At 53.6% G+C, this 17,451-nt stretch carries 16 protein-coding genes and 1 tRNA gene; 8 read left to right on the forward strand and 9 right to left on the reverse strand.

What is annotated here, in order from left to right; genetic code table 11:
- The first annotated feature begins 41 nt into the window (after positions 1-41).
- The 4 genes from ACT3T6_RS07960 (at position 42) to ACT3T6_RS07975 (ending at position 3,776) form a co-directional block, all read left to right on the forward strand.
- Entirely contained in the window at positions 42-1,217 is a 1,176-nt protein-coding gene (locus tag ACT3T6_RS07960) for an alpha-hydroxy acid oxidase (protein ID WP_193053862.1), read from the forward strand.
- Positions 1,218-1,758: 541 nt separating this feature from the next.
- Positions 1,759-1,920 carry a four-helix bundle copper-binding protein gene (locus ACT3T6_RS07965; RefSeq protein WP_328514786.1) on the forward strand — a complete coding sequence of 54 codons (162 nt, stop codon included), beginning with the start codon at positions 1,759-1,761 and terminating at the stop codon, positions 1,918-1,920.
- A gap of 201 nt (positions 1,921-2,121) precedes the next feature.
- Positions 2,122-2,802 (forward strand): transporter substrate-binding domain-containing protein, encoded by a 681-nt coding sequence (locus ACT3T6_RS07970; RefSeq protein ID WP_226913465.1) that lies wholly within the window; start codon positions 2,122-2,124, stop codon positions 2,800-2,802.
- Positions 2,799-3,776 carry a cation diffusion facilitator family transporter gene (locus tag ACT3T6_RS07975; protein WP_193053864.1) on the forward strand — a complete coding sequence of 326 codons (978 nt, stop codon included), beginning with the start codon at positions 2,799-2,801 and terminating at the stop codon, positions 3,774-3,776. The genes ACT3T6_RS07970 and ACT3T6_RS07975 overlap by 4 nt, the downstream gene beginning before the upstream one ends.
- A gap of 148 nt (positions 3,777-3,924) precedes the next feature.
- Here ACT3T6_RS07975 and hmpA read toward each other — a convergent pair whose 3' ends face one another.
- From hmpA to ACT3T6_RS08010, 7 genes are all read right to left on the reverse strand, one after another.
- On the reverse strand, positions 3,925-5,094 hold the full coding sequence (hmpA, locus tag ACT3T6_RS07980) for an NO-inducible flavohemoprotein (RefSeq protein ID WP_193053865.1): 1,170 nt from the start codon (positions 5,092-5,094) through the stop codon (positions 3,925-3,927).
- Positions 5,095-5,301: 207 nt separating this feature from the next.
- On the reverse strand, positions 5,302-5,793 hold the full coding sequence (locus tag ACT3T6_RS07985) for a CreA family protein (protein ID WP_193053866.1): 492 nt from the start codon (positions 5,791-5,793) through the stop codon (positions 5,302-5,304).
- A gap of 129 nt (positions 5,794-5,922) precedes the next feature.
- Positions 5,923-6,162 (reverse strand): DUF333 domain-containing protein, encoded by a 240-nt coding sequence (locus ACT3T6_RS07990; RefSeq protein WP_193053867.1) that lies wholly within the window; start codon positions 6,160-6,162, stop codon positions 5,923-5,925.
- 135 nt (positions 6,163-6,297) lie between these two features.
- Entirely contained in the window at positions 6,298-7,203 is a 906-nt protein-coding gene (locus ACT3T6_RS07995; RefSeq protein ID WP_193053868.1) for a hydroxymethylglutaryl-CoA lyase, read from the reverse strand.
- Between the two features lie 9 nt (positions 7,204-7,212).
- Positions 7,213-8,472: a hydroxymethylglutaryl-CoA reductase, degradative gene (locus tag ACT3T6_RS08000; protein ID WP_193053869.1), complete on the reverse strand. Its 1,260-nt coding sequence runs from the start codon at positions 8,470-8,472 to the stop codon at positions 7,213-7,215.
- Positions 8,473-8,571: 99 nt separating this feature from the next.
- Positions 8,572-9,924 carry a tripartite tricarboxylate transporter permease gene (locus ACT3T6_RS08005; RefSeq protein ID WP_192528551.1) on the reverse strand — a complete coding sequence of 451 codons (1,353 nt, stop codon included), beginning with the start codon at positions 9,922-9,924 and terminating at the stop codon, positions 8,572-8,574.
- 2 nt (positions 9,925-9,926) lie between these two features.
- Positions 9,927-10,160: a hypothetical protein gene (locus ACT3T6_RS08010; RefSeq protein WP_193053870.1), complete on the reverse strand. Its 234-nt coding sequence runs from the start codon at positions 10,158-10,160 to the stop codon at positions 9,927-9,929.
- A gap of 178 nt (positions 10,161-10,338) precedes the next feature.
- On the opposite strand from ACT3T6_RS08010, the gene ACT3T6_RS08015 reads away from it, so the two are divergent.
- Positions 10,339-11,703, forward strand: coding sequence for an aminotransferase-like domain-containing protein (locus ACT3T6_RS08015; RefSeq protein ID WP_193053871.1), 1,365 nt, complete (start codon positions 10,339-10,341; stop codon positions 11,701-11,703).
- Between the two features lie 4 nt (positions 11,704-11,707).
- On the opposite strand, the gene ACT3T6_RS08020 is transcribed toward ACT3T6_RS08015, so the two are convergent.
- Together ACT3T6_RS08020 and ACT3T6_RS08025 are read right to left on the reverse strand one after the other, a co-directional pair.
- Positions 11,708-11,784: transfer RNA gene (locus ACT3T6_RS08020), tRNA-Arg, on the reverse strand.
- A 67-nt stretch (positions 11,785-11,851) separates the two neighbouring features.
- Entirely contained in the window at positions 11,852-12,799 is a 948-nt protein-coding gene (locus ACT3T6_RS08025; RefSeq protein WP_193053872.1) for an AEC family transporter, read from the reverse strand.
- 604 nt (positions 12,800-13,403) lie between these two features.
- On the opposite strand from ACT3T6_RS08025, the gene ACT3T6_RS08030 reads away from it, so the two are divergent.
- From ACT3T6_RS08030 to ACT3T6_RS08040, 3 genes are read left to right on the forward strand one after another with little or no spacing between them, the layout of a single operon-like run.
- Positions 13,404-15,407 (forward strand): capsular polysaccharide biosynthesis protein, encoded by a 2,004-nt coding sequence (locus tag ACT3T6_RS08030; protein WP_193053873.1) that lies wholly within the window; start codon positions 13,404-13,406, stop codon positions 15,405-15,407.
- A 1-nt stretch (position 15,408) separates the two neighbouring features.
- The gene (locus ACT3T6_RS08035; RefSeq protein WP_193053874.1) at positions 15,409-16,644 is read left to right on the forward strand and encodes a capsule biosynthesis protein; all 1,236 of its coding nucleotides are present in this window, start codon (positions 15,409-15,411) and stop codon (positions 16,642-16,644) included.
- Positions 16,641-17,450, forward strand: a complete 810-nt coding sequence (locus ACT3T6_RS08040) for an SDR family NAD(P)-dependent oxidoreductase (protein WP_193053875.1) — start codon at positions 16,641-16,643, stop codon at positions 17,448-17,450. Before ACT3T6_RS08035 ends, ACT3T6_RS08040 begins: the two co-directional genes overlap by 4 nt.
- Position 17,451 lies beyond the last annotated feature (1 nt).

Raw genomic sequence — 17,451 nt, forward strand, 5'->3', positions numbered from 1 at the left:
AAAAGCCTAAACGCCCTATACTTTGGTTGAAGGTAACGCACATGAAACGCCAGCTTTACACGGGTTCAAACTATAAGAAATCAATAAACATCAACGATCTTGAACGCATCGCCAAAAAAAGACTGCCGAACTTCGTGTTTGAATATGTGTATGGCGGAAGCGATGACGAACATACGCTGCATCATAATCGCACTGTGTTTGATCAATACCTGTTTGAACCCAGAACAATGACAAAGGTGGGTACGCGGGATTTAAGCACCACACTGTTTGACCGTTCTTACCAAATGCCAGTAGCGATTGGTCCAACAGGATTTAACGGCATGCTGACGCGTGATGGCGACCGAAAACTTGCCTGTGCCGCCCGCGATGCGAATATCCCGTTTGTGCTGAGCAATGTCTCTACCACCGCCATGGAAGATATCCAGGCCATTGAAGGCTTGACGGCGTGGATGCAGCTGTACTTCTATCGTGACCGAGCCTTCGTAAAATCGCTTATCAAGCGCTGCCAGGACGCCCGTTTTGAAGCCATTGTGATCACTACGGATAGCGCCATTTACGGCAACCGTGAGTGGGACGTGCGCAATTTCCGGCGGCCCATGAAACCCACCTTCGCCAACCTGGCACACATGATGACCAAGCCTCGCTGGATGCTGGATGTGTTGCTGCCCGGCCTACCTACCTTTAAAAACCTGGATGAGCTTCTGCCACCGGAAAAGCGTGGCGCCCAAGGCGCATCGCAAATTATCGGCTCGCAGTTGGACCCGTCGCTTAACTGGGAAGACATTGCCTGGTTACGTGAGACGTGGCCAGGCAAGATAATTCTCAAAGGAATTCTGGCGCCGGAAGAAGCCGAGCAGGCCGTAAAACTTGGCGTTGACGGTATCGTGCTTTCCAACCACGGTGGAAGGCAGCTCAATCACTCGCTCTCGCCCATGGATACCCTCGCCGACGTAAAAGCCTGCGTAGGGGAACGCTGCCATGTGTTTGTGGATAGCGGGTTTCGGCGCGGCACCGATATTATAAAAGCACTGGCATTAGGCGCAGACGCCGTTTGGCTTGGAAGAGCGACGCTTTACGGGCTTGCGGCGGGTGGCCAAGCGGGTGCAGCGCATGCTTTAAACCTGCTGAGAGGAGAAGTAGACAGAACGTTAGGCTTGTTGGGCCACACCAATATTGAGGATTTAACCTCAGCGTGCCTGGTCAAGCGACCACGTTGAATTACTTATGAAACCTCTGATTACCTATAACGCAATTGCGTATGCTCAGCGCTTGCAATTGCGTTTAAAAAACCAGGTTACTGACACAACAAAATTAACGATCCATACATAAAAATCCTCTCTATTACGCTATTGCTTATCTTCTTTCATGCTGCATAAACCAAGCCAGAAACATTAAAAGAAAAAGAGCAACCTGTGCCACAGGGTTTAAAAAATATTAAAGATCCTCTTATCCTACGCAAAACACCCACTTAGATCCTATTATCAAACAATGGCTAGCATCATCAACTACTTATTAAGCGTAAACGCCTTTTCCGGCTATTCTTCAAACTAAATTAGTGTAAAGGCGTATCTTCATAAAGGAGGTAATAACGTGAGTATACCGAAGTTTAAAGAGTGCATCGAAGCCTGTAATATATGTGCGGTCTATTGCGATAACTGCGCGGCCTCCTGTCTTCAAGAACCCAACATTGAACACATGGCTGAATGTATTCGGTTAGATATTCAGTGTGCACAAATTTGCCGGTTGGCCGTCTCCTTTATGGCCCAGAATAGCGAATATGCTCAGGATGTCTGCCAGCTGTGTGCGGATATCTGTCAAAAGTGCGGTGATGAATGCGACCAACATGACGCAGAGCATTGCCAAGAGTGCGCCCAGGCATGTCATCTGTGCGCCAGCCTATGTGCATCAATGGTGGCATAAAAAGGCAGCGCTGCTAAACCCAGCCCTTCATTTGGAAAATAGCTGATTACGCCTAATGTATAAAGTGAGCAAGGCTTGAGCGACCCTATGCTCACTTTTTTGTAAGCCTTATTAATGAGCGGTTATCTACATCCCCTTAACGGGAGCGATTATACGATGCAAAGCAAGGATAGCTTTATATCATGTGTTTTTCGGACCAACATGCTGCTCATTTTTGCAGTTTTCGCTTTGGCAGGTTGCCGTTATCCGGTCAATATTGAACGCCCCATGACGGAGATGCAGGGCGGGGAGCTGAACGTTGGCCTTTCCGAGAACCCGCCTTGGGTCATACATACTGACCAAGGCCCGGCAGGGCTGGAAGTCGACATCATTCGTGCGCTTGCAGAAGATATGGATGCCACCGTTAACTGGCACTGGGATAGCGAAGGAAATCTGTTAGCAGCGCTCTCTCAATACCAGCTTGACCTGGTGGCCGGTGGGCTTACCCAGGATTCAAATGTGAGCGCCCTCGCCACCCCCACCAAGGCCTACTATGAGAGCCACTATTCAGTCGGGGTACCCAGAAGCACTTCCTTACCCAGCCATCTTGAAGGTGTTGAGGTCGCCCTTCCTGCCGTTAATCATATCGCCCATGCGCTTAAAAAAGAGGGCGCGATTCCCCGCCCCACTTCCAATCTTGATGCACTAAACCAAGCGGTTGCCAACCCCTCCTGGTGGCTTCATGCGCATAACTATCAGGTTGGAGAGTGGGAAATCGCCACCGACCAGCATGTTATGGCGCTACCCAAAGGAGAAAATGCCTGGATGCTGGTCGTACAGCGCCATTTAAATAGCTACCCCGGTATTGAACAACGCCTTCAACAGCTGGAGGCTGAACAATGAAAATACGCAAGCTTTATCACCTGCCTCCGGAGAAACAGCAGGATCTCGACTACCTGATCCGCCTTGAATGGTGGAATTTAGCGTTTCGTCTTTCCATTGTAGCGGTACTGGGTTCGGTATTGGGCAACAGCCAGGCAATGAAAGTCGCATGGCTGGAAGACATGCTTTCGCTCATTCCGCCTATCGCTTTCTTGCTGGCCGTCCGGTTTCGCAATCGCCCGCCTAATAAGACCTACCCTTATGGGTATCAACGCGCCACGATCATTGCCTTTTTATGCACCGCCACTGCACTAAGCGCGATGGGCCTGTTTTTACTAGGAGACTCGCTGCTAAAGCTTGCCCACCAGGAGCACCCCAGTATCGGCGCCATCACGCTGTTTGGTGAGACGATATGGATGGGCTGGGTGATGGTTGGCGTGCTTATCTACAGTGTCATTCCGCCGGTTATTATCGGGCGCTTACAGACCAAAGCCGCCGCCAAAGTGCATGAGAAAACCGTCTTTGCGGATGGCAAAATGAGCAAAGCTGACTGGATGACCGGGATGGCTGCCATTGTAGGCGTGCTGGGCGTAGGGGCCGGTTTTTGGTGGGCAGACGCAGTTGCTGCAGCCATTATTGCCCTGGACGTTACCAAGGATGGCATTACCAATTTAAAAGAGGCCGTAGGCGACCTGCTTGATCGCCGCCCTCACTTTACATCTCGCGAAAAGCCGGAGCACATGGAAGAAGCACTTGAGGCCGAACTTTGCGCCATGCCTTGGGTAGCCACCGCCTCAGTACGCTTACGTGAAGAAGGCCCCATCTTCAGCGGCGAGGCCTTTGTCACCCCACATAGTAATGATGATTTGGCGCAGCATCTGAAAGAAGCCTCTCAGCACCTTAATAATTACGACTGGCGCATTTATGAAGTTGTCGTTACCGCATGGCCCAATGAAGAGCACATACCTTCCCCCGCCAATGCCACTCCTTTATAACTGCTTTTTCATGACCTTTTTTCATAATCCTTTTTTCATAACCCCTGTTCCTGAACCGCTTTGGCCTAGCGGATTAACGATGTTCTAAACTCAAGGCCGCCTCTTTCGCATTCACCCACGGCGAAGGAGGCGGTTCGATACTATTCGACTAAGCGATGTCTAACGCCTTCGCCGGGCCGAAGTGCTCGAAGTGGCGGTGTGACTCGGGCACGCCCAAGCGAGTCAAGCTGTCATCCACCGCACTCATAAAGCCATGAGGCCCGACAAAGTAACAGCGCTCGCCGGACACGATATGTTTCGCCAAAAGCTCATCACTGATACGCCCCTGGTAGTCACCGCTGTCATCCTGCTCAAATACGGTGACGACGCTTAACTGCTCAGGATACGCGTGTGCCAACTCCTGTAGCGTGGTCGCAAAGGCACGGTGCTCAGCGTCTATCGCGGCATGCAGATAAGCAACCTTACGGCCTTGTTGCAGCGCCTCTTGAGCAATCGGCAATAAGGGCGTTTGACCGATGCCGCCACTCACCAACAACAGGGGCTCATCGCCCGGCACGAGTGTCATCTCACCCGCTGGCGGCAGCAACTCAATCGTATCGCCTACGTTTAGATGGTCGTGAAAATAGCGGCTGGCAAGCCCATGAGGTTCACGCTTGATAGACAGGCGGTAAGAACGCCCATCCGGCATACCTGACAAGCTGTAATGGCGATGTACCGGCTCGCCATCAATCATAAGCTTCACGCCGATATACTGGCCGGGCGTATAGTTTGCGACCGGGCCGCCATCTTCAGGCACCAGGATGAACGAGCGAATAACGCTACTCTCCTGCTGTATTTTCTCAATACGAAAGCGCCGCGTGCTGCGCCAGCCGCCAAGGCGCTGCTCGAACTCCTGATAGCGCTGCTCTTCAAGCTCGATCAACAAAGCGGCAAGCTCCTGGTACAACGCCCCCCAGGCATCCGCAACTTCAGGCGTCACCGCATCGCCCAGAACCTCACCGATAGCCTCCATCAGGCATTCCCCAACAATCGGGTACTGATGCGGCTGAATATCCAGCGAGATATGCTTGTTAACCACAGTTTCCATAATGTGGCGCGCCGTTTCAGGATTTTGGCGAACCTGCACATACGCCAGAATGGAACCTGCCAGCGCTCGTGGCTGCCCGCCATTTTGCTGATGCGTTTGGTTGAAAAGTGACTTCACCTCAGGATAGCGCTCAAACATTAACGGATAAAAGCGCTGGGTAATCGTATCGAGATGCTCAGCCACAACGGGGGCTGTAGCAGCAATGATCTGTTCTTGTGCCGGTGTGAGCATGGAGGCCTCTTCCCTATAGCTTAAAGATTCATTTTAAATACACCTTTAAAATATCAGGTTTCAGCAAGCCATGGCATGAGCTGCGTCAATAAATCGCTCCTCATAGGGAAAAGAAAAACGCCAACAACCCTGATGCCACCTATTGAACACAGAGTTTAGGCAATGCACGCCCAGCGCCTTCCCTGCTATTAACAGAGCTACTTTTTATCAGCGCGTACCCGGCGTTAGGTCGCCGTAATGCACAGCGGTAACCGCATTTTTTGGCGAGCCATCCACCAGCTTGGTGCTATAGGTCAGATACACAAAGGTTTGTGTTTCAGTATCATGCATGCGCACTACGCGCATATTCTTGAAGAGCACCGAGCGGCGCTGGGTGAACACTACCTCTTGCGGATCTATCTCATCGGGATTAAAAACAATCTCGCCCGTTTGCCTGCAGGCCACGCTTGCTTCGCTGGCTTCTTCAGCAAGCCCTATCGCGCCTGAAATCCCACCAATCTGGGAGTAGGAAATATAACAGGAGATACCCTGCACTTTCGGGTCATCGAACCGCTCGACTTCAATGGTATTGTTAGGCCCCAGCATTCTGAACTCGGTGCGCACGCTACCAATATGCGCCTCCTGAGCCAATAACGAGGCAGGAAGCAGAGCAAGTAAACCCGCCAACGATGCACTGGCGATACGGTTAGGCGACAACATGGGCAGTGTCCTTGAAGAAGCGACGAGGTAATAAGTAGGCGACGAGCATACCTGAGTGCGCCTATTCAGGGGAGCCGCATTAACCCTAATGCCGAAATGGGCCAGCAAAGAGAACGCCCGCCTTGTGTATCAGTCGTTTCTCAGCCCTTCGGTTCGATACAGCATATTCACTTCAACAACGCGGCCTTCAACTAAATGGCAGTAGTCACGTTGAGTACCGCCAGATTCACGTCTGCGCACTTCCCCACCCTCACGTTCGCAATATTCAACGGCATAGCGGTGTGCTTCTTGTGCACCATCCACCGTACCTTGCGTTGAACACCCAGCCAGTGCAATGGCTATCAAAGCCAGCAGGCCATAACGAGCCATTCGCGCCTCCCTTTGCGTCAATGTGTTGAACAGCGTTCATTGGCGTCCAAGAACGCCTGCGCCTGGTTCACTATAGTCAATATTCTGGCTTTCCTGGGTCAAAGGAGAACAGCCAAGGGAGAACAGTCAAGGCCGTTATACCGCCGCTGCCATCAAGGCGCTGCCCGCGCGTGACCGGTTAGGGGCGTTGATCGCTTGCGTGATCCAATCCCCTGTTCTTGCTAGCGCGTTTAAATTGATGCCTGACGCGATACCCAAACCTTCAAGCATATACACCACATCTTCGCTGGCCACATTGCCAGAAGCCCCTTTGGCATAGGGGCAGCCACCCAAACCGGCGACGGAGCTATCAATAACGCTTACGCCCTCTTCCAGCACCGCATAGAGATTAGCAAGTGCTTGACCGTAGGTATCATGAAAGTGAGCGGCCAGATTATTCACCGGGACTTGGGCGGCAACAGCCGCCAGCATACGCTTGGCTTTGGATGGCGTGCCGGTGCCAATCGTATCGCCCAGCGATACCTCATAACAGCCCATCTGGTATAGCGCCTTGGCCACCCGCGCCACCTGTAAAGGTTCGACTTCTCCCTCATAAGGGCAGCCAAGCACGCAGGAAACATACCCCCGCACGCGCAGCCCGGCCTGATGCGCACGGTCGACCACCGGCTCAAAGCGTTCGAGCGACTCGGCGATAGAGCAGTTTATGTTCTTGTGCGAGAAGGCTTCGCTCGCCGCACCAAATACAGCGACCTCTTCAACACCACACTCAATCGCCGCCTCCAGGCCTTTCAGGTTAGGCGTCAAGGCTGAATAGACCACGCCGGGGCGCCGCTCAACACCCTGCATTACTTCCCGGTGATCAGCCATCTGCGGCACCCAGCGAGGTGACACGAAGCTCGCCGCCTCGATATTAGTACAGCCCGCTTCTATCAAGCGCTTGATAAACGCAAGCTTCAGATGAGTCGGCACGCGCGCCTGTTCATTTTGCAAACCGTCGCGCGGGCCGACCTCGACCAGACGCACAGAGGATGGCAGGGTCATGTCTTCTCCTTATCCGTTACGCAACTGTTCAAGAAGCTGTTGGGCGATATCCACACGCACCTTACCGCCATCCACAAGCAGCGCCGCGATCCGGTCAACTTCCTCATTTTCGGCCCCGGCCATCACTGCGATATTCTTGGCGTGCAGCGCCATATGGCCTTTCTGAATACCAGTGGTTGCCAGCGCCTTCATGGCGGCAAAATTTTGCGCCAACCCTACTGCGACGATAATACGCGCCAAGCGATCCGCTGTTTTTACACCCAAAATATCCAGGCAATGCCGAGCACTGGGATGCGAGCGAGTAGCGCCACCCACCAGGCCTACCGGCATGGGCATTTCCAGAGTTCCGGTCAGGTTCCCTTCGCTATCAGCCTCCCAATGTGTCAAGGAACGGTAGCGCCCGGTACGCGCGGCGTAGGCATGCGCGCCCGCTTCCACCGCACGGGTATCGTTACCGGTTGCCAGTACGACCGCACTCACCCCGTTCATGATGCCTTTGTTGTGGGTGGCTGCCCGGTAAGGGTCCTGATCAGCAAAGCGATACGCATTAAGCATGCCATCACGTACCGACTCGCCGCCAAGATCTTCGAGCTTCCAGGTAGCACGCGCTCGCGCAATGCGCCGATCTGCAAGGTTGGAAAGAATACGCAGGCAACTGCGCCCACCACTCCACTGTGCCAGAGAAGGCGCAACGGCTTCCGCCATCGAGTTGACGGCATTAGCACCCATGGCGTCACGCACATCCACCAGCAGATGCACGATCAGCATGTTGTCGAGCACGCGCACTTCCAGCTCGCGAAAACCGCCCCCGTGCTGCAGCAACACCGGGTCGGTTGCATCGCAAATGCTTTTTACCTGCTCAAACTCGGAAAGCAGCCGGAGGCGCGCAAACTCAGGATTGGGCACATCCAGCAGTTGCACCTGTGCAATCATGATGGGCTCTGACGTATCGGTATAAAACCCACCCGATGCGCGACACTGCCTGGCCGCATTACAGACGGCGGCGACCACGGAGGACTCCTCGGTCGCCATGGGCACTAGCTGTTCCTCGCCATCAATGACCAGATTGGTAGCAACCCCGATGGGCAGGTTCAGCGTACCGATGACGTTCTCGATCATGGCGTCGGCAGTGGCTGACGAAATATTGCCCGTATCGGAAAAGTGCGCGCGAACCTCGTTGCCAAGCCCGGCTATTTCAATGACTTTATCAAGCCGCTCGCTGGGGGGAAGCTGATAAAAACCGGGAATGCGTGATGTGCTGTGTGCCATTGATAATGCCTCTGATCAATTGAGGTTGAATAAGTAAATGTGCCTGAAGCAGGCGGTTTACCAGGACGCTGCATATGCTTCAGGCATGAACCAAACGTATTAAGCAAGCAGCCCTAAAATCCACGGCGCGGCATATAGCGTCATGAACTGCACACCGTAGTTGACGCCCCACCGGTTGAGCAGGCCCGCCATCAGTGCCAACACCATCACGCCCAAAATGCCCATTACGCCAGCATCCATATAGGCGAGCAGCATGACCAGCGAGAAGAACATCGCCAGAAACGCTTCGTGGGGAATGTGCTTGAAGACAAAGATGCAGATACGCCGCGCGTACCGAACCGCAATCGGGTAAGTAATCAGCAAAGCGACACCGGCGCCCAAAATGCTGGCGATGGTAATTTCAGAAAAACTCATCAAGTGGTGAGCGTTCTGCTCAAGCGTCAGCACCGGCGGTGCGTTGAAGAAGGCATTGCCCGGACCAATCGCCATCGGGCTCATGGGAATGCCCAGCGCCGCCAGGGGAATCAAGATGCCCGCGATGTAAGAAGCATTGGTGACCGCATCCATTGAAGAGAGCGCTCGGCTGGCCTTATTGACCGTGCCCTTCACCCAGCTCGACATTACCTCGCCCAGAAAAATCGTGATGCCCACTGGGCTCATGAAGAACGTAACCGAGCCCAGTACGGAGCTTGCCGCGGCCGAGGCGGTTTCCTGGCGCGTCAGAATACGAAACGGATTAGGTAGCTGCCCTTTCTCGTCGTCACCGTAGATCTGGATCTGCTTGGGCTCAGACTCCACCATTTTATGGCGCTCACTGTTGACCGTAAGCTGCGCCAGATTAAACATCATCGGACCAATGGTGATGCCCAAAAAGAACGAAATGAAGACCGTCTGTCCTTCTGGAATGACGCCCATTCCCCAATACAGGTGCCGTAACCCCTGGATCAGAGCCGCCAACAGCACAATACTGATCAGACTGATGACTTTCTCCTTGCTCATCAGCGCCAGAAATACGGCACCGCCAAAGAAAATCTGGCTGGCGTACTGGCCAAGCACATCGGCTAGCGGCGTTAACAGAAAGGCCAGAAACAGGCTAATGGGGATCGCCACCAGCGTACCGATGACCGACCCGGAGGCCATTTTACGAATCGCCAGGGTGGCGTGCCCTTCCCGCTTTAGAATCAGCGCGTGTTCGACCATAGGGGCCGACATCACCCCGCCCGGTATACCGGCTACCGAAACGGGGATAGAGTCGGTCAGCTTCTTGGCAACGATTGCCGCCATAAAGAAAGCCAGCACCACGGGAAGCGGTATACCCGCGACCACCAGGGCCAAGATTACGGGAGCCAGTACGGCGGTTTCATCAGTACCCGGCGCAACGCCAATGGCGGTATAAACGACGACAGCAATAATCGCGGCCGCCAGCATTTGAAGTAATAAGACGGGATCCATTACTACGTCTCCTCACCGGTTTGCAGCTGCCGCTTAGGGCGAAACAGCAGCGCATTGATGAAGAACCCCAGAATAGCGCCGCTTAGCCCCAGAATAAGCGGCAGCGGAGGCTGCGCCGGGGCAAGCAGATAGCCGCCTAGTGTTAACGGCGTAGAAATACACAGTGACAGCAGGAGGTCTCTCCCACTCACCGTGTCATCCCACACATTGAGAAACCGGTTCTTTTGCTCAGCCATAGCGTGTCTCCTTGAATTTATTATGGATGTTTCTTTTTTAATGCCGCTCATGATGGGTAAACTTGCGGCTTACTGACAGGTACAGTTAGTGAGATTGTACGAGGTACTGTACCTATCAAAAGAGAGGTACACTGATTTCACCGGGTTGGGTTTAGCCCATTTACGGGAGGCACCTACCATGTCGAAATCCAGACACGTGGCTGACACCATCCTCAAGGCTATCGAAGAAGGCCGCCTGGCACCGGGTGCCAGGCTCGCCTCTATACGCGAAGCCGCCCGCCAGCATGGGGTTTCGAAAAACACGATTGTTGATGCCTATGATCAGCTGATTGCACTGGGCAGGTTGCGCGCCCGGCAAGGAGCCGGCTTTTTTGTTACGCAGCCACCCGCGCTTGAAGCGCTGGAAAAGACCCACGAGCTAAATGAAGCCGTTGATAGCGTCTCGCTTTTGAGAGAGCAGTTAGTAGGTAATTTTCAGGTGCGGGTAGGCGACGGCCGAGCACCCGCTAGCTGGATGGGCGGCGCGGCGCTTGCACGTCAGGCCAAGCGGCTAACGTCCATCGGCAACGATGATATCGAGTACGGTGCCCCACAAGGGTATCTCCCTCTGCGTGAAACGATTGCCAGGGTATTGGCCGGGCGCTCTATTCATGCTTCCCATGAACAGGTACTGCTGACCTTCGGCGCCAATCACGCTTTCGATCTTATTATTCGCCACCTGATCGCCCCAGGCGACCGAGTTCTGGTGGAAACGCCCGGCTATTACCCGTTATTTGGCAAGCTGCGCCTGGCCAAGGCGAAGCTGATTGGCGTTTCGCGTAGCCACGAAGGGTTGGACCTTGATGACCTTGAGCGCAAAATTATTCAATACCGCCCCAATGTTTTCTTTCTACAGCCCAATGCTCACAACCCGACGGGCTCTACCCTTTCACTCAACCAGCTGTACCGGCTACTGACACTCGCAGAGCGCTACAACCTGATACTGGTAGAAGACGACGCCTTTGCCGACCTGCTCCACCGAGGAAGCGCCCACTTGGCGGCACTGGATGACCTGAGTCGCGTGATTTACGTAGGCACGTTTTCCAAGACGCTTTCCACCGGCATTCGCTCGGGCTATTTAGCGGCAAACCCTGCGCTGGTTAATGCACTTACCGATATCAAAATGGTCACCGTCGTTAACAGCTCTACCTTCAGCGAGCGCCTAATTCACGACATGATTAACCACGGGCGTTACCGCCGCCACCTGGTACAGCTTCGCGAACGCATTACCAAGGCCAGCGCCAGTACCATTACCGCGTTGAAAGAGGTGGGGCTTGAGAATATAGAGGGGCCAGGGGAAGGTTATTACTTATGGGCGCGCCTGCCGAACAACATTGACGCAATGCAGCTAGCCAAAAAAGCCTCGGACGAAGGTATTTTCATCGCCCCTGGCAGCATCTTTTCACTACGCCCCAATGGGCCGGATGCATCGTCCATGCGTATGCATATTGCCTACGCTAATGATCATCGGTTTTTGGGGTTTCTTGAGCGTTGTTTGGGGTAGGATTTGGCGTCCCTGGCAGGAGTCGAACCTGCGACCTGCCGCTTAGGAGGCGGCTGCTCTATCCTACTGAGCTACAGAGACTTTGCTTGCAGAAGGGGCGCACAGTATAACGTGTTACAGATAACACTCCAACCCGCCTCTGCCCTTCTTACACCCATCCCAACAAACGCAGCGCAAAAATGCCCAGGGTTACCGAAATACTGGCCATTAAGGTGGTGATCGCAATGATGTTGGCGGCCAGGCCTGCGTTGCCGCCCATGGCTTTTACCATGACAAAGCTGGCGGCGGCGGTGGGGCTGGCAAAAAAGAGGAACAACAAACCCAATTGTTCGCCTTCAAAGCCTAACAGCCAGGCAGCTACGGTAGAGAGCACAGGCAAGATGGCCATCTTCATAATGCTGGAGCTCACCGCAATGTCGCTTTTATCCCGAATGCTGGACATTGAGAGCGTTGCGCCAATACAGATCAATGCCAACGGTAGCGTGAGCGACGCAAAATAATCCCCAGAGGTCATCACCCAACTGGGGAGCGAAATGGAAAAAGCAGTAAACGGCAAGGCCACGATCACTGAAATAATCAGCGGATTCGTCGCAATATGCTTGAGAATGCTGCGCCAATTAGCGGCTTTTTCCGCTTGATACGCGGTCAGCACCACTACCGATAGCGCGTTGTACATAATAATGACCACACCCACCAACAGGCTGCCCGTTGACAGCCCATAGTTGCCGTACATGCCCGCTGCCAACGCCAGCCCAACGACACCGCAATTACCGCGAAAGGCTCCTTGAACATAAATCCCGCGCTCGGCATAAGGAACGCGAAAGTGTGCCCATAGCCAACTCAACACAAACTGCCCCAGTGTGGCGATGGCAAAAAACACCATTAACGAGATATCCAGCGCAACGCTAATATCGGCTTTAATCAAACTTAAAAAGATCAAGGTGGGCAGCGTGGCTTTAAACACCAACGCAGACGCGGTGGTGACAAAGGTGCGATCAATCCACCCCAGGCGCTTTAGGCCAATCCCCAGAAAAACCATGGCAAACACGGGTAAAGTGATATCAAGTGTTTGAGTAAACAATTCAAGTAGGTTCACAGTGTTGCCTCAGCCAATTCAGCGTGCCCTTTCAGTTTGCGGTGGCGGGTAGTTTATCGAATGCATATCAAGAAAGGCAGACGCCGGACAGCGTAGCGTCGTGACCTAATAACGTAATCAAAGAGTTCCTGAAGGGTCTGGTCGGTCGCTGCGTTAACCACCACGCTGTTGCGCCCTTTGCCTGAGTGGATAACCGACACCTGACTGACTGCCTGGCACAGTGCCTCCGCAATGGGTTTGCGCTTGCCCCAGTGTACACGCCAAATTCATCGCCCCCTTGGCGGGCAACGTGGTCGCTACACCGTACTTCCCACGCCACTATAAGGTAAATAACGTCCAATTACCCAATTGGCAAGCCAAACTTGAGCATACGCCTGGAGTATACTGCACGGCCCTAACACCTTGTTTCTATTACACCACCCTATCAAAACAGCAGATTTTCTCGCGCCGCATTAAATTAAATTTAAACGATCATTCAGCTTCGTGACTATAAACACAAATTTCTGTAATCCCGTAAGCACTTACTGTGACTAATTGATAAGCGGGCCTGTTTCACGTATGTTCGCTCGCCTAACTTTTTGTTCCGTTACGAATGACAATACCTATGGCAAATAAAACGGCAGGCTTTACCTCATCAGGTATCGGAAAAATTAGCGCACTGCCTGCCTTGCTGCCTGAATTTAGCCACTTTTCTTACTTACGACCACTGCAAAACAAACCTGACGTCGTGATTGGTTGGGGACTAAAGCCATCAAGCCTTCAGGCAAGGCGGTATGCCAAGCGCCGCCAGCTACCCTATATTGCTTTGGAAGACGGCTTTTTGCGCTCGCTTGGGCTGGGAGTAGCGGGCTATCAAGGGCATAGCCTGGTCGTTGATCACACCGGTATTTATTACGATGCTTCAAAACCTTCCGATTTAGAAAACTGGCTTAACAACGCCACTTTTACTACCGACGAAATCAACCAGGCCGAGCGGTGCATTAAGCAGCTTGCGCGCTATCGTCTATCCAAGTACAACCACGCGCCAGATCCTGCTTCAAGCAATTCGCCCCAAGAGAGAGTGCTGGTTGTTGATCAAACCGCAGGCGATGCCTCTATTGAGTTTGGGGGAGCGAATGCGGATAGTTTCGAGCAGATGCTGGCCGCAGCGCTTACCGACCACCCTACGGCTGAGATTCTGGTCAAGATTCACCCGGATGTTATCGCAGGCAAAAAACAGGGCCACCTGCTCAGCGCGCAAAACCACCCCCGCTGCCGCGTGATCAGTGAAGACATTAACCCTTGGGCATTATTTGATCAGGTTGAAACTGTATATGTCGTGACCAGCCAGCTCGGTTTTGAAGCGTTGCTGGCGGGCAAACGCGTTCACTGCTTTGGCCTGCCCTTTTACGCAGGCTGGGGGCTCACCGAAGACCGGCTAGCCTGCTCGCGACGACATACAAAGCGCACGCTCCATGAAGTATTCGCGGCGGCTTATCTGCGTTATACGCGCTATGCCAATCCGTATACGCTAAAACCTGCCACGCTAGAGGAGACCATTGCGCTAATTGCCGACCAAAAGCGCCAGCAGGAGCGGCTACGCGGCAAGTGGATAGGCTGTGGCTTCTCCTCGTGGAAGCGACGCTTTATTCATGACTTTTTAGGCGGTGCCGCACAGCTTACGTACCAGAAAACACTGCCCGAGGCGCCACCTTCACAAAAGCTTTTAGTGTGGTCTAGCCGTATTGATCACACCTTCGAGCAGCAGCACGCCGCACTGATGCCCCATTTATGGCGGATTGAAGATGGCTTTATCCGCTCTGTAGGCCTAGGGGTTGATCTTACTCAACCGCTATCACTGGTCATTGATGCTCAAGGGATCTATTACGACCCAAGCCAACCCAGTGACCTGGAGTCGCTGCTTGAATATTCCGATTTTAGTGACGACCTACTAGAGCGTGCCGACCAACTACGAGAGCGTTTAGTGGCATTAAAGCTCTCCAAATATAACGTGCGCGGCCACGACACTCTTGAGCTGCCCAATAACCGGCTGATAATACTCGTACCCGGCCAGGTCGAGAGTGATGCGTCCATTGCCACTGGCTCGCCGCATATTCGTACCAACAGCGCGCTTTTACGTGAGGTGCGCCGTACTCACCCCCATGCGTTTATTATTTATAAGGCACATCCCGACGTGGTCAGCGGTGCTCGCATCGGAGCACTCGAACCCGATACTAAACACCTGTATGATCTGGATGCCAGCCATGTGGAAATCACCACACTACTTGAGCGCGTCGATGCGGTTCATACCATGAGTTCGCTGACAGGCTTCGAGGCGCTATTACGTCACCGCAAAGTACATACGTATGGTATGCCGTTTTACGCAGGCTGGGGGTTAACACAGGATGCCATGCACTGCCCGCGCCGTTCTCGTGTATTAACGCTGGAAGCATTGGTGGCGGGCACGCTAATTCTGTATCCATGCTACGTCGCTCCCTCGAGCCGTCAGCTCTGTAATGCGGAAACCGTCGTTAGCCTTTTAGAGCAGGCACGCACACAGCAACCGACGCTGACATGGAAGCAGCGCCTCTACCGGCTTTACCGTAATTTATTGATTGGAAGACACTGAGTTGAAGTCAAAGCGCGCATTCTTATTCTTACAAGGGGTCTGCTCGCCCTTTTATCAACGTTTAGCACGTCGCTTGACAGAGGACGGGCACCGCGTCGTAAAGGTTAACTTCAACGCTGGCGATATTGTTTACTGGCAACGTACCCACAGTGAGAACTACCTGTTTCGTGAATCGTTAAGTGAGCTGCCTGACTACATAGCATCGCTCTGGCAGCGCCATGCGATTACCGACCAGGTCATGTTCGGTGACCGCCGCCCTATCCACCGGCCCGCGGTAGAGAACGCCCCTGCGGCAGGGGTACGCACCCACGTGTTTGAAGAGGGCTACTTTCGCCCATTTTGGGTAACGCTTGAGCGCGACGGCGTAAATGGTCACTCGCTCTTACCCCGCGACCCCAGCTGGTTTTATGAAACGGGTAAGGCGCTACCCCAGTTACCCCCACCGGTGCGTTTTAGGTCATCATTCAAGATCCGCGCCATGCACGATGTCAGTTATCACTTGGCGGGGTTAGCCAACCCGTTGGTGGCACCGCACTACCGGAACCATGCACCGATTACTGCGCCGGTTGAATACGCAGGCTATATCAAACGCTTTGCGCTATTAAGGAAGTGGAAAAAGCAGGATGCCCAACGCATAAAAACCTTGATTGAAAGCGCCAAGCCCTACTTTATGTTGCCGCTTCAGCTCAACACCGATGCCCAAATTCGTGATCACTCACCCTATGCCAATATGCAAGAAGTGATGGATCATGTGATGGGCTCGTTTGCCGAACATGCACCAAGCGATGCCCTGCTTTGCATCAAGAATCACCCACTGGATATGGGGCTGGTCAATTACGCCAGGATTATTGAACAGCTTGCCCAGTTTTACGGCTTGCAAGGTCGTATCGTCTACCTGGAGTCCGGCAACCTGGACTTGCTGATTAAACATGCAGTGGGCACTGTGACGGTTAACAGCACTGTCGGCTTTGTTTCTTTGGAAAAACAGTGCCCTACGTTTGCGCTAAGCGACCCCATTTACAATCTTGCCGGGCTTACCTATGAAGGTAGCCTCGACGAGTTTTGGAATCGGCCGCCGCCGCCAAGCCAAGCACTGTTCACCTATTTTCGTAATACGGTGATGCATAGCGTTCAAGTGAACGGCGGTTTTTACTGCCAGCCAAGCATTGACCTGGCCGTTAACAACGCAGCGCACATACTGGAAGCCTGCCCGTCGCCGTTGGAGAAACTACTTTGAGTGCCGCTCCAAACCTCACCACACCTGAGCGCTGCGTGCTGATTACAGGAGCAACCGGCGCCATAGGTGGTGCCTTGGCACGCGCCTATGCCGCCCCGCGCACTCACCTGGTGCTGCATGGCAGGCAACAAGACGCACTATCCCGCCTGGCGGATGCTTGCCGGGCGCTGGGCGCTCAGGTGACAACCAGCTCAGTTAACCTGGTCGATGAAGAAGCACTCAAGCAGTGGCTTCATACACTGCGTAAAGAACACCTGCCTGATATTGTGATCGCCACCGCTGGCAAGAACACCCATCCCCAACCAAACGGGGCGTTAGAGCCTTGGGACGATGTTCAAGCGCTTCTGGATATCAATCTGAAAACGCCCATCGCCATGGCCCAGCATTTGGTGCCTGCCATGCAAAAACGAGGCAGCGGGCAGTTAGTGTTGATTAGCTCGCTCGCCGCTTGGCACGGCCTGCCTACCACGCCCACTTACAGCGCCAGCAAAGCAGGGATTAAGGCTTACGGGGAAGGCTTACGTGGGCTGCTGGCCCCTCATGGGGTGGGGGTAACGGTCGTAATGCCGGGCTATGTAACCTCGCCCATGTGCAATGCCATGCCAGGTCCCAAGCCATTTGAATGGCCACCAGAACGGGCTGCGAAGGTAATTAAGCGGGGCATTGATGCAAACCGGGCTCGTATCAGCTTTCCGTTCCCACTCAATTTTGGCACCTGGTGGCTGGCCGTACTTCCGGCCGCTATTTCACAATGGCTAATCAAACGCCTGGGCTTTAATCATACTGACCATTCGGGGAGCGATTGAT

Source organism: Halomonas sp. 72 (assembly GCF_052379785.1).
GTDB classification, from domain to species: domain Bacteria; phylum Pseudomonadota; class Gammaproteobacteria; order Pseudomonadales; family Halomonadaceae; genus Vreelandella; species Vreelandella citrativorans.